Source organism: Corynebacterium sp. HMSC064E07 (assembly GCF_001815745.1).
In the GTDB taxonomy this organism is placed as follows: domain Bacteria; phylum Actinomycetota; class Actinomycetes; order Mycobacteriales; family Mycobacteriaceae; genus Corynebacterium; species Corynebacterium jeikeium_D.
Genome location: NZ_KV821808.1, coordinates 20,560 through 33,779 on the forward strand (window position 1 = coordinate 20,560; position 13,220 = coordinate 33,779).

General features: G+C 59.6%; 11 protein-coding genes and 1 pseudogene. All 12 read left to right on the forward strand.

Features of this window, described 5'->3' with window-relative positions; translation table 11 throughout:
• Window positions 1-42 precede the first annotated feature (42 nt).
• Window positions 43-627 (forward strand): hypoxanthine phosphoribosyltransferase, encoded by a 585-nt coding sequence (gene hpt / locus HMPREF3053_RS02680; protein WP_005510094.1) that lies wholly within the window; start codon window positions 43-45, stop codon window positions 625-627.
• A 269-nt stretch (window positions 628-896) separates the two neighbouring features.
• Window positions 897-3,575 (forward strand): ATP-dependent zinc metalloprotease FtsH, encoded by a 2,679-nt coding sequence (gene ftsH, locus HMPREF3053_RS02685; RefSeq protein WP_048731751.1) that lies wholly within the window; start codon window positions 897-899, stop codon window positions 3,573-3,575.
• A gap of 9 nt (window positions 3,576-3,584) precedes the next feature.
• The gene (folE, locus tag HMPREF3053_RS02690) at window positions 3,585-4,160 is read left to right on the forward strand and encodes a GTP cyclohydrolase I FolE (RefSeq protein ID WP_016421488.1); all 576 of its coding nucleotides are present in this window, start codon (window positions 3,585-3,587) and stop codon (window positions 4,158-4,160) included.
• Window positions 4,161-4,246: 86 nt separating this feature from the next.
• Entirely contained in the window at window positions 4,247-5,188 is a 942-nt protein-coding gene (gene folP / locus HMPREF3053_RS02695; RefSeq protein WP_016421487.1) for a dihydropteroate synthase, read from the forward strand.
• Between the two features lie 5 nt (window positions 5,189-5,193).
• Window positions 5,194-5,598 carry a dihydroneopterin aldolase gene (gene folB, locus HMPREF3053_RS02700; RefSeq protein ID WP_016421486.1) on the forward strand — a complete coding sequence of 135 codons (405 nt, stop codon included), beginning with the start codon at window positions 5,194-5,196 and terminating at the stop codon, window positions 5,596-5,598.
• The gene (folK, locus tag HMPREF3053_RS02705) at window positions 5,595-6,107 is read left to right on the forward strand and encodes a 2-amino-4-hydroxy-6-hydroxymethyldihydropteridine diphosphokinase (RefSeq protein WP_070429765.1); all 513 of its coding nucleotides are present in this window, start codon (window positions 5,595-5,597) and stop codon (window positions 6,105-6,107) included. The genes folB and folK overlap by 4 nt, the downstream gene beginning before the upstream one ends.
• Window positions 6,108-6,109: 2 nt before the next feature.
• Complete coding sequence (locus HMPREF3053_RS02710) at window positions 6,110-6,616, forward strand: DUF3180 domain-containing protein (RefSeq protein WP_049190665.1); 507 nt, start codon at window positions 6,110-6,112, stop codon at window positions 6,614-6,616.
• Entirely contained in the window at window positions 6,613-7,884 is a 1,272-nt protein-coding gene (locus HMPREF3053_RS02715) for a DUF6779 domain-containing protein (RefSeq protein ID WP_070429764.1), read from the forward strand. Before HMPREF3053_RS02710 ends, HMPREF3053_RS02715 begins: the two co-directional genes overlap by 4 nt.
• A gap of 64 nt (window positions 7,885-7,948) precedes the next feature.
• Window positions 7,949-8,869, forward strand: a complete 921-nt coding sequence (locus tag HMPREF3053_RS02720) for a Rossmann-like and DUF2520 domain-containing protein (protein WP_070429763.1) — start codon at window positions 7,949-7,951, stop codon at window positions 8,867-8,869.
• 97 nt (window positions 8,870-8,966) lie between these two features.
• Window positions 8,967-9,908: pseudogene (panC, locus tag HMPREF3053_RS02725) on the forward strand (pantoate--beta-alanine ligase); the annotation flags it as partial.
• 314 nt (window positions 9,909-10,222) lie between these two features.
• Window positions 10,223-10,639 carry an aspartate 1-decarboxylase gene (gene panD, locus HMPREF3053_RS02730; protein WP_070601076.1) on the forward strand — a complete coding sequence of 139 codons (417 nt, stop codon included), beginning with the start codon at window positions 10,223-10,225 and terminating at the stop codon, window positions 10,637-10,639.
• Between the two features lie 253 nt (window positions 10,640-10,892).
• Window positions 10,893-13,088 (forward strand): PhoX family protein, encoded by a 2,196-nt coding sequence (locus HMPREF3053_RS02735; protein ID WP_070601078.1) that lies wholly within the window; start codon window positions 10,893-10,895, stop codon window positions 13,086-13,088.
• The last annotated feature ends 132 nt before the right edge of the window (window positions 13,089-13,220 follow it).

A 13,220-nucleotide genomic window follows, 5' to 3' on the forward strand; every position in this document is an offset into this window, starting at 1 on the left:
CTCCATCGACACGCCGCCATAGAAGTGCGGAAAGGAAATGCGATGCATGATGTGAAGGATTTCAACGTCCCCGCAAACCCCTACGGCGATGAGGTAGAGGCAGTTCTCATTGGCGAAGAGGAGCTGCATGCTCGCATTGCCGAGATGGCGCATCGTGTGAATGAGAAGTACAAGGATGCCGACAGCGATCTGATTCTGGTCGCAGTGCTCAAGGGTGCGGTGTTCTTCCTGACTGACTTTGCTCGTCAGCTCAGCATTCCCAGCCAGATGGAGTTCATGGCGGTTTCCAGTTACGGAAACTCCACCTCGTCGTCAGGCGTGGTGCGTATTTTGAAGGACCTGGATCGCGATATTGAGGGACGCGATGTCGTGATTGTCGAGGACATCATTGACTCCGGCCTGACCCTGTCCTGGTTGATGAAGAACCTGCGCAACCGTAATCCGCGCTCCCTGGAGGTCATTACGCTGTTGCGTAAGCCAGAGGCTGTGCGCACCAGCCTGGATGTTGCGGATGTTGGCTTCGACATTCCGAACGAGTTCGTCATCGGTTACGGCCTGGATTACGCCGAGCGCTACCGCGATTTGCCGTACGTCGGCACGCTTCACCCGCGCGTTTACCAGGGCTAGGTCTGTCTTCGGCGCTTATTGCACAGTGCCGATGCTTGACGACGGGCATTGCGCGCTTACCCTCCCGCAGTTCTAGCTGTCTTCTAGCTGTGAAAAGTAGGAGTTGGAAACTTTTTTCGGTTGCGATGCGTTATGCCTACTGTGGGGTCAGGTGCCATGAGCCCTGGCCCCACGTTGTGTCATTGATGTGTCTTCGAGAAGAACTCGTTGATGCGTACAATTAATAAAAGCAACTAATAGATGTAGAGAGCGAAAAGCGAACCCACTGTATGGACAAGAAAAAGGTGTTCCGGTTTGCCACCGTTGCCGGCATCATCCTGATTATCCTCTTTGCTATTACTCAGCTGGCGGATGATTCCCGGGAATACCGCGAGGTGGATACGTCCGTTGCCCTGACCCAGTTGGATAAGGGCAATGTCACGGAAGCTCAGATTGACGATCGTGAACAGCGAATTCGCCTCACCCTGAAGAAGGGCGTGGAGGTCGAAGGTACTGAGGACGTCACGAAGGTGATGACCAAGTACCCAGCGCGTGCGACCGACCAAGTCTTTGACAAGGTCACCGCCGCCAAGGGTATGGAGAAGTTCGATACCAAGGTCACGCAGGATTCCTTCCTGATGTCCACCTTGGGCTTCCTGCTGCCGATGGTGATCTTCTTCTTCGTCATCATGTACTTCTTCAGCCGCATGCAAGGCGGCAAGAACGGCATGTTCGGCTTTGGTGGCAACCGCGCCAAGCTGCTGAACAAGGAGACCCCGACCAATACGTTCGAGGATGTTGCTGGTGCCGATGAGGCCGTCCAGGAGCTCGACGAGATTAGGGATTTCCTGCAGCACCCAGCTCGCTACGAAGAGCTCGGCGCGAAGATTCCGCGTGGTGTTCTGCTCTACGGTCCTCCCGGTACCGGTAAGACCTTGCTGGCCCGCGCCGTCGCTGGTGAGGCAGGAGTGCCTTTCTACACCATCTCGGGTTCGGACTTCGTTGAAATGTTCGTCGGTGTCGGTGCCTCTCGTGTCCGTGACCTGTTTAATCAGGCCAAGGAAAACAGCCCGTGCATTATCTTCATCGACGAGATTGACGCCGTCGGTCGCCAGCGTGGTGCCGGTATGGGCGGCGGCCATGATGAGCGTGAGCAAACCCTGAACCAGCTGCTGGTGGAGATGGATGGTTTTGGTGATCGTCAGGGTGTGATCATCATGGCTGCGACCAACCGTCCGGATATTCTCGACCCGGCGCTGCTGCGTCCGGGCCGTTTTGACCGACAGATTCCGGTGGGCGCACCAGACCTGAAGGGCCGCGAGGCAATTCTGAAGGTCCACGCCCGGAACAAGCCGCTTGGGCCGGATGCGGATCTGACGTCGCTGGCGAAGCGCACCGCCGGTATGAGCGGTGCTGATCTGCAGAACGTGCTGAATGAAGCTGCGCTGCTGACTGCTCGCGTCAACGGCAACATCATTACTGCGGATGCGTTGGAAGAGGCAGTCGACCGAGTTATCGGCGGTCCGCGCCGTACCTCCAAGGTGATTTCCGAGCAGGAGAAGAAGGTCACCGCCTACCACGAGGGTGGCCACACCCTGGCTGCGTGGGCGCTGAAGGACATTGAGCGTGTTTACAAGGTCACCATCTTGGCTCGCGGTCGCACTGGTGGACATGCGCTGACCGTCCCCGAGGACGACAAGGGCATGTATAACCTGCCAGAGCTCTTTGCCCGTCTGGTCTTCGCCATGGGTGGTCGCGCTGCCGAGGAGCTGGTGTTCGGATTGCCGACTACCGGTGCTTCTGCCGATATCGAGCAGGCCACCAAGATTGCTCGCGCCATGGTGACCGAGTACGGCATGTCGCCGGAGCTCGGCCCGGTGAAGTACGGGGAGGAGCAGGGCGACCCGTTCGTCGGCCGCGGTGGCAGCGGCTCTTTGGACTACTCTCCGGAGGTGGCAGCAACCATTGATCAGCAGGTTCGTTTGCTGATCAATAAGGCTCATGACGAGGCCTACGCCATCTTGAAGGAAAACCGCGACACTCTCGATGTTCTGGCTGAGAAACTGCTGGAGAAGGAGACTCTGCGTCGTCCGGATCTGGAAGTTATCTTCACCGATGTCGTTCCCCGTGAGCGCCTGAACTTCTTCGATAGCGACACTAAGCACCCGGCCGATGGCCGCGAGCCGGTGAAGACACCGGTGGAGTTGGCAATCGAGCGCGGCGAGGAACCGCCGAAGCGTGTCAACATCTTCGCGCCGGTGCGCCGCCGCGAACCGGAGAACCAGGACGCGGGCAACAACGGCAATGGTCAGGGGCCGGCAGGCTCCGCTGGTGCCGGTAATGCTAGTGTCCCGGGTTTGCCGGGCGCCCAGCAGGACCGACCGAATGTTCCGGTTTACGGTGGCACCCCACCGCCGGCTGGTTGGACCGCTCCAGGTTGGCCGCCGAAGGATACCGGCAGCACGCACAGTTCGGCTCCCGCACCGGCACCGGCGCCTGCGCCGACTCCTCGCCCTGATGGGCAGAACCAGCCGGGTTCGCAGGAAGGCCAGGGCAACGCGCGTGGCCAGCACCCGGGCACTGCTAACTACCCGGCAGGTGCGCCGGACTTCGGCTCGAAGGCAACCGGTACGGGTAGTAACGGTGGCAACGGCCCCGCGAATATCCCTGCCCCTCCGAAGATGCCGTGGGACAGGCAGGGCGGACGTCACCGCCAGGACAACTCTGGCAGCGATGCCACCCCGACTACGGTGATGCCGTCGGCAGGACAACAGCAGGAGCTGCGCGGATTCCGCCTGCCGGATAACGAGCAGCCGGAACACACAGAACGTCCGGAAAACCCGAAGAACGCCGACAATTCCGATGACAAGGGGGCACAGATGCACGATTCGGATAAGGACGGCGTCGTCAAGCGAAACGAAGACAACAGCGCCTGGCAGGACAAGCCGGACACCAACGAGGAGCGATAAGTACACATCATGGAGCGCGAATTCGATCAGGGGCGGGCCGAGGCTGCGGTTCGTGAACTGTTGATTGCCGTCGGTGAGGATCCCGACAGGGAAGGCCTGAAGGAGACACCGGCGCGAGTGGCGCGAGCCTACCGTGAGGTTTTCGCGGGCCTGTTTGAAGATCCGTCTGAGGTGCTGGCGAAGACCTTCAACGAGGATCACCAGGAACTCGTTTTGGTGAAGGACATCCCGATTTACTCGACCTGTGAGCACCATTTGGTGCCGTTCTTCGGCGTTGCCCACATTGGTTACATCCCGGGCAAGGACGGTCGTGTGACGGGCTTGTCCAAGCTCGCTCGTCTGGTCGATGGCTATGCGAAGCGCCCGCAGGTGCAGGAACGTCTGACCAGTCAGGTTGCGGATGCCTTGGTGGAGCGGCTGGATCCGGCCTCGGCGATCGTCGTCATTGAAGCGGAGCATCTCTGCATGGCCATGCGCGGTATCCGCAAACCGGGTGCGCGCACGGTGACCTCAGCCGTCCGCGGTGGCTTCAAGACGGATGCCCGTTCGCGCGCAGAGGCAATGGCGCTCATCCGCAAGAGCTAACGCAACAGTTAAATGGTCGATTGGAAAGGCTGGACAACAAGGTGACTGAATCCCCCTTGCAAGCGCAGGCAGGACAGCCGGCGGAGATGGGTATCGAGAATCAGCTCTGCAAAGTGATGGGCATTGTCAACGTCACCGAGGACAGCTTTTCCGATGGCGGCCTGTACAAGACCTTCGACGCGGCGATTGCCCATGCGCACGAGCTGCTCGCTGAAGGCGCACATATTCTCGACATCGGTGGCGAGTCCACTCGCCCCGGCGCACACCGCGTTTCCGAGGATGAGGAAATTGCCCGAGTCGTGCCGGTGGTCCGTGAGCTCGCGGCAGACGGGCACCTGATCAGCGTCGATACTATGCGCGCAAGTGTCGCAGAGGCAGCAATCGCCGAGGGCGCGGTGTTCATCAACGATGTCTCCGGCGGTCTCGCAGACCCCAACATGTACGCAGTCTGCGCCGATGCCGATGTGCCCATCTGCCTGATGCACTGGAAGACCGATCGCTTCGGCTCCGCTTCTGGACGCGCCGAAACTCACCCGGACGGCATTGTCGCCGATGTCCGTGAGCACCTGCTTCAGCTTGTCGACGGTGCCATGGGCGCCGGCATCGTCGAGGAAAATATTGTCCTGGATCCAGGCCTGGGCTTTGCCAAAAACGCCGATGACAATTGGGCGCTCCTCCACGGCCTGCCGGAGCTTATTGACCTCGGTTTCCCCGTATTGGTCGGTGCCTCCCGCAAGCGTTTCGCCGCCGCCGTCGGCAGTGAGGCTCGCGCGCCAAAGCAGGCTGATGCTGCGACTACCGCAATTTCCGCGCTGTCCGCAGCGGCGGGCGCATGGGCGGTTCGAGTTCACAATGTGGCCGACAACCTCGACGCAGTGCGGGTGGCGCAGGCATGGAACCTTGGCCGCTCACTGACCGGTTACACCGCGGCCGGCGACTATCCGGAAGGTGGCTCTAACCGCGCTGCACAGCACGATGAGTCTCCTGCTGAATCGCCAGCCGAGGCGGCTCTGGAAGGAGACGAGTAGAAACAGTGGCTGATCGCATTGAACTCAAAGGTCTGAAAGCCCGCGGCTACCACGGCTGTCTCGACTTCGAGCGCCGCGATGGCCAGGACTTCATCTGTGATGTCACCCTGTGGTTGGATTTCTCCGGTGCCGCTGCCAGCGACGAGCTGGACGACACCGTCAACTACGCCGACATCGCAGCCACAGCGCACGGAATTTTGACCGGCACTCCGCGCAACCTCATCGAAACCGTCGCGACCGAGATTGCCGAAGCAGTGCTTGCCGACGACGATGGCCGCGCCGAACGCGGATTGTCCCCACTGTTACATGCGGTGGAAGTAACCATTCACAAACCGCATGCGCCCATTCCGCTCGACTTTGATGACGCTGCGGTAACAGCCCGCCGTTCGCGGAAGAAGCGGTTGGCATGATTCGCGCCGTTCTTTCTATCGGCGCGAACATGGACCGCGCGCGAGAAAACCTAACTGGTGTGCAGGCCTTCTTCGCCGATGAATTGGTCGCAGCCTCAAAAATTTATGCCACCCCACCTTGGGGTGGGGTAGAGCAGGGTGACTTCCTCAATGCCGTGCTCATTGTCGATACGTCCCGGACACCAATGGAGCTGCTGGAAGCTGGTTGGAAACTGGAAAATGACGCTGGTCGAGTGCGCGAAATTCACTGGGGACCACGGGCGCTCGACGTGGACATTGTGCAGGTCATCGACAAGGACACCGGCGAGGAGATCATCTCTGACGATTCGACTCTGACCCTGCCGCATCCGTGGGCAACCGAGCGTGCCTTTGTACTGGTGCCGTGGCTCGATGCCGACCCGGATGCCGAATTGGGGGGAGTTCGGGTCGCGGCACTCGTCGATAAGCTGGCACCTGAAGACGTAAACGCAGTGCGTCTAGCAGACAGCGCGGATGGAGAAGAGGCCTAGAGATGAAACCGACCTCACCGATTACGTTGGCTGCATCTGCGCTGGTTCTCGCACTGGCGTCATGGATGATCGTGGCACAGTTTTTCGGTGCGCTCGGGCCACGAAGTTGGTGGGACCTGGGGTTTCCCTGGTTGCTCACAGCTGTCTGTGTGGCGGCAGCGCGGTGGATTAAGTCGGTGCTGAAAGAGGGGAAGGTCGGGCAGGATCGCAGCCAGGTGCAGCCGTTAACGTTGTCGCGATGGCTGGTGGTCGGTACGGCATCCGCATGGTTGGGGGCGATTCTCGGAGGTTTGTACGCCGGTGGCGTGCTGTGGGCTTTGCCGAAGTGGACGGAGCTTGCGGCTGCACAGGCCGACGGGCCGATCATGATTGTCGGCACAGTATCCGGCATTTTGCTCGCTGCGGCGGGGCTGTGGCTGGAAAAAGTTTGCCAATTGCCAACTGATGGCGAAAATTCTTCGCCTCCTAGCGGGGAAATGGGAACTAACTCGGTAGGGTGGGAGTTATGACTGACCTCTCCAACGCCGGTAATGACCCGAAGCGCTCGGGTGATGCCGCATATTTTCAGGGCGACGCGGCAGCTACTTCGTCGGATATGGCCGAGTCTCCGTCTCCGTCGCCTTCTTCGGCTTTCGAAAGCTACTCCGCTGGGGCTAACTCCGGGGCTGATGCGGCATATGCAGATGAGCAGAGCAATGATGTGACGAAATTCAGTTCTACCGATGGTATGACGGAGAAAACCGCCGTCATTCTCATGGTTGTGCTGCTGATGCTCGCGGTGATTGCCAGTATCGTCATGCTCTTTGCCTCCTCTGCCGGGTGGATGAAGGTTGCCGTGCTGCTGGCGTTGTGGTCGGCAGTTATCGGGGCTGTGCTGGTGACTCGATACCGCAAGACCATTGCGCTGGAGCGCAAGCGGTTGGAGACAATCGAGGAACTGCACAAGGTGGAGCTTGACCGCGAGCTGGCTACTCACCGTGAGCAGGAGCTGATTCTCGAGCAGAACTACCTGGACTCGCTTGAGGGTAACAACGATGACAACATTGCGGCGCTGCGCGCTGAGGTCTTTGCACTGCGTGCCCAGCTTGCTGAGTTCATGGGGGAGGATTTCGACGACGAGCAGGTTGCTCTTCGCGCCCAGGCCGAGCGTCTGCGTGAGCTCGACTCGCCACAGCAGGCCTCGCCGATGAAGGATCCGACCGGTCACGACCGGCCGACACCACGCGCGACTTCCCACCGCGCTGAGATGACCGCTAACGGCACTGTTGGCGTTCATACCCAGCACGGCGGCACGGGCTCCGCTTCCTCCGCTTCGCCGGTTGAAGACGCCGAGGCTACCGACATGCGCCGTACATTCTCGCCGTCTGGCCAGCCGGTTGACGTCCACGAAGTCGCCGATTCCAAGGATGACGAAGCCGTTTCCAAGGAGAAGTTCTCCACTAACTCTTTCCGCGCCATCAACTGGCAGGAAACCCCGGCCGAGGACGCCGCAGAGGATGATTCTCAGGGCGGTGCTCACGAGGCACACGGTGCACGGCACCCATTCGCTGCGCCGGAATCGGACGATGCCTCGGACTCTCCGACTCGCCAGCTGCAGGCCATTCGCGATGAGGACCTCGCAGAAGAGCCAGCTCAGAAACCGGCTCAGGCTCCTGAGCAGGAGCCTGCAAGCCACGGTCGGCGCCGTGCTGAGGACAACAAGGGCAGCCTGACGGTTGCCGAGCTGATGGCGCAGATGCGCAAGAAGAGGGAGCAGCGCGAGGACGAAGAGGCCTAGTCGCTTACCGAGTATGCGCGGCCTACTCACTGCACATAGCTGGTTTGGTCTAACCTAGTCAGTCATGACGCAAAGCCAGCATGATTCCCATCCCCATCGGACAACCGCTCCGCGGTTGGCGGTGGGGATTATTTCTGCCGGAAAAGTCGGGGTCGCGCTCGGCCAGGCGTTAGAGCACTGTGGGCATCGTGTCACTCACGTGGTCGCGCGCTCACCAGAATCTGTCACACGAGCGCATCTACGTCTCCCGAACGCACAGGTTAGTAGCATTGCCGACACAGCTTCCACCTGCGAGCTCATCGTTATCGCCGTGCCGGATCGCGCCATCGCAGAGGTCGCCGAGGAAGTCGCCCGCCATGTCGGCCCCGGACGCATCGTCATGCATACTTCTGGTTCCCTCGGGCGTGCCGTGCTCGATCCGGTCGCACTCACCGGCGCGCTGACCATCGCCGCCCATCCCGCAATGACATTCGCAGGGCTTGACGACGACTCCGAGCTCCTGACCGGTTGCCCATGGGGTATCACTGTTGGGGATGAGCTCGCGAAAACAGTCAGTGAACTGCTCATTGGTGAACTCGGCGGTCGTCCGGTGTTCATCAACGAACGTCACCGCGGCCTTTATCACGCGGCTATGGCCCACGGCTCAAACGGTCTGGGCGCAGTTGTGGTCGATGCAGTAGAAATGCTGGCAACCACTATCGGCGGAGACGCAGCAGCCGAAGACACCGACCTAGCTGAGCTGCGTCGAGGCCAGGCCGCCGAGCTGCTCCGTCCACTGCTGGAAGCTTCATTGGACAATGCCTTGAGGTGGGGTTCCCGGGGGCTGACTGGCCCGGTGACGCGGGACGACCTTGGGACCGTCGTCAAGCACGAACGTGAAATTGAAGCGGTGGCACCGGAAATGGGAACCGCCTACCTGGCTCTTGCCGAGCGTATCGCCGAGCTGCGCGGTGCCAACGAGGTTTTGCGGTACCTACGCCGATGAGCTGAGCGGACTGGTTGTTCTGGTCATCCGGGATGTGGCGTAAGGTATTGCCGTCGGACGAAAAGTTTGGTCCGGTAGATCTGAACGCGGAGGAAACATGACGGGGTATACCGCCGGAGAGACAACTGTTCACAGGACTATTGCGGGAATCACGCAGGTCACCCGTGCGTTGCGGAAGACCGGGCGGCCGGTGGTGCTCGTACCTACGATGGGTGCGCTACACCAGGGGCACCTTGAACTAGTACAGGCCGCGAAGACACTGCCGCGCGCTGTTGTGGTGGTGTCGATTTTCGTCAATCCGCTGCAGTTCGGTGAGGGGGAGGACTTTGATGCCTACCCGCGGACTCTGGATGAAGACGTGGAGAAGCTCCGCGCTGTCGGTGCTGAGCTGGTCTTTGCGCCGAACGCGAAGGAGATGTACCCCAACGGTTTCCGCACGACGGTGCAGCCGGGGCCGCTGGCTACTGAGCTCGAAGGTGCTACTCGCCCGGGGCACTTTGCCGGTGCGTTGACAGTGGTTAACAAGCTTTTCAACATTACCAACTGCACTGATGCCGTTTTTGGTGAGAAGGACTACCAGCAGCTGTGCCTGATGCAGCAGATGGTCACTGATCTGAATATGCCGGTGCAGCTGCACGGTGTGCCAGTGATCCGCGAGGCCGATGGGCTGGCTATGAGCTCCCGCAACCGCTACCTGTCCGAGGAGCAGCGCAATCTCGCAGTAACCCTGTCCGCTGCGCTGACTGCCGGTGCTTTTGTCGCGGACCGTGGTGCGGATGCTGTGCTGGAAACCGCGCGTGGTGTGCTCGCCAGCCAGCCTGAGGTCGAGTTGGATTACTTGGAGCTGCGTGACGCTGCGCTCGCCCCGCTTTCCGACGAGGTGTTGCGCGGCGACGGCCAGGAGACTGAAGCTCGCCTACTGGTTGCTGCGAAGGTCGGCACTACTCGTCTCATTGATAATGTTGGCTTGATTCTGGGTGCGCCGCGCCCGGATTCGGCAAACGGTTTCGGTCAGCTCGGGCAGAAGGACGCCGAAATTGCGTCAGCGGCCCTGTCGGCTGCGGGGCTGGACGGCGAGCTGACTGAGCAAGAGGCCGCTGAGTTGGCTGAGCTGCAGGAAAAGGTCCGCGCTGCTCGAGATGCCCGCCTGAAAGATGAGTCCAGCAAAGAAAACCTGAAGAACGCCGGCTTTGGCGTTGAGCAGGACAGCGAGTAGGACGGCTTTTCGAAGTAGTTTTTCGTGGCTGGGAAGTTGTCGTATTATAGTGTGCCGACTGACAACCTGCCACGCTAAGGGGTGCCGCGGTAGGCAAGCATCCAGGGGACGAATCCAGGAAGGGACCTACCTTTTTCATGTTTCGCACTATGTTGAAGTCCAAGATTCACCGTGCCACGGTGACTCAGGCTGATCTTCACTACGTTGGATCGTGCACGATTGACGCTGATTTGATGGAAGCGGCCGACCTGCTTGAAGGCGAGGCCGTCGACATTGTCGATATTAATAATGGCAACCGTCTTACCACTTACTGCATTACCGGAGAGCGCGGCTCGGGCATCATTTCTATCAATGGTGCCGCCGCTCGTCTGATTTCTCCGGGTGACCTGGTTATTATCATCGGCTACGGCATGATGGATGACGCTGAGGCGCGTACTTACAAGCCGAATGTCATCTTCGTCGATGAAGACAACAAGATCCTGGAAAGTGGCAATGACCCGGCGGATGTTCCGGAGGGGTCTGATTTGAAGAATCCGCGCAGTCCGGAGAACTAGGGCTAGTCCACGCAGCCCGCAGAGCTGGGTTTCGACTGCGTGGGTGGAGAGAAGGTCGAGCCGGAAAACCACGACACCAGGGTGTTTACTTGCCGTTAAATTGTAAGCCATTAGACCGTCAACTAAAGCTCATTGGCGAGTTGATCTTTAGAAACCGAAAGGTAACGCAGCGTCCTTAGCTTCTTAGAGGATCTAAAAGTTTTAGTTTTCCATTTCCTCATCTAGTCGAAGCTATACAAAGGCGGTCTCCCCCGTGGTTCGTATTGGCAAGAATCTGCTGACAAATCCTTTTGCTACCTCTCGCAGCTCCCTGACCTGCACTTACAAGTGTGGTAATGCTTGTGCTGACGATGCTCCGAATGAGTTCTCTGACAACCAGTACTTCGGTGATGTTGCGAAGCAGGCATTCTCCCAGCGCGCATTCTCCCGTCGTGCTGCACTGAAGGTCACTGGTGCTAGTGCTCTTGCGGTCGGCGGTGGCGCCGTGCTGGCCGCTTGCTCCTCTGATGATTCGGGCAGTGCCGCAGGTGGCTCCGATGCCTCCGGTACCACTGCTGCCGGTGACGGTAGCAAGGGCGAATCGCCGGAGGGTATGCGTTTCGACGCCGTTAAGCCGAACACGGAAGACGCAGTCGTTATCCCGGACGGCTACGAGCAGAATGTTCTGATTCGCTGGGGCGACCCAATCCACGAAGGTGGCCCGGAGTTCGACTTTGACAAGCAGACTCCGGAAAACCAGCTGAAGCAGTTCGGCTTCAACAATGACTTCGCTGGCCTGATTAAGGCTGAAGACGGCACACTGCTGTACGTCTGCTCGCACGAGTACACCACCGAGCCGATGATGTTCCGTGCCTACAAGAAGGAAGATGCCACTAAGGAGCAGGTCGACATCGGACTGGCTGCCCACGGTCAGACCATCCTTGCTGTGGAAGAGGATGACAAGGGATTCCTGAAGCCGATCCTGAGCGACAAGCGTAACCGTCGCATCACTGGCTTCACCGAGTTCACAGTTGACGGCCCGGCTGCTGGTCACGATCTGCTGAAGACCAAGGCTGACCCGAGCGGTATGAAGGTCGAGGGAACTTTGAACAACTGCTCCGGTGGTGTTACTCCGTGGGGTACCTACCTGTCCGGCGAGGAGAACGTCGACCAGTACTTCGGCAACGTTGGCAAGCTCAAGGACGAGGACACAGTTAAGAAGCTCAAGCGCTACTCGGTCAAGAATGAAGAGCTGTCCGATCGCGCGTGGGAGAAGTACTACGACCGCTTCGATGTCTCCAAGGAGCCGAATGAGCCGAACCGCTTCTTCTGGCTGGTAGAGATTGACCCATCTGACCCGAACTCCACCCCGGTCAAGCACACCGCACTGGGCCGTTTCAAGCATGAAGCCGGTCAGATTTACGTCACCGACGACGGCACGGTTGTGTGCTACTCCGGCGACGACGAGCGTTTCGAGTACATCTACAAGTTCGTCTCTTCCCGCAAGGTTAAGGAAGGCGACCTCAAGCACAACATGGGCATTCTGTCCGAGGGCACGCTCTACGTCGGTAAGTTCAACGGTAATTCCGAGTCCGAGATTGACGGCTCCGGTGAGCTGCCGAAGGACGGCCGTTTCGACGGTGACATTGAGTGGCTTCCGCTGATGACCGCCAAGGCAGACGGCAAGCACGAGTCCCACGTTGATGGCATGACCGCCGAAGAGGTCTGCATTTACACCCGCATCGCCGGTGACAAGGTCGGTGCGACTCGCATGGATCGCCCGGAGGATATCGAGCCGTCCCCGAAGACCGGTAAGGTCTACGCGGCGCTGACCAACAACAAGTACCGCGGAAAGGCGAGCCCGGATAGCTCTGGCAAGACCCAGGACAACAAGGCCGCCAAGAAGACTGATGGCGCAGGGCGCCCCTATGAGGGTGCGACTGAGGTTGCACCAATCACCGAGAACAAGAATGGCCTTGTTCTGGAGATGGAAGATGACCACGCTGGTACCAAGGGCAAGTGGAACCTTCTGCTGGTCTGCGGTGACCCGAACGAGGCTTACACCTACTTCGGTGGCTTCGACAAGGAATCGGTCTCGCCAATTTCCTGCCCGGACAACGTCACCTTCGACGAGTACGGCAACCTGTGGGTTTCCACAGACGGCAACGCCCTGGACTCCAACGACGGCCTGTTCGCCGTTGCTGTCGAAGGCGAGCGTCGTGGTGAGACCAAGTGCTTCCTGACTGTTCCGGTTGCTGCTGAGACCTGTGGTCCGCAGGTGTTCTCCAACCGCGTTATGGTCAACGTTCAGCACCCGGGCGAAATCGAGACGGATCAGGGTCACCCGGTCGGCGACAACCCGGACCCGACCACCAACCCGACCTCGCACTGGCCGGACGGTGGCAAGGAGCAGCCACGCCCGGCAGTCGTTCAGGTTGTACGCACTGATGGCAAGAAGATTGGTGTGTAGGTTGCCCTTGGCAAGGAGCTAAGCAAAAACGCGCGGATTAGCGCGTAGACCTATCGCGGCGCGTCTCGAACGAAAATAATGTTCGACGACGCGCCGCGACTGTATTCGGTAGAAAGTTAGTAATCGGGCGTT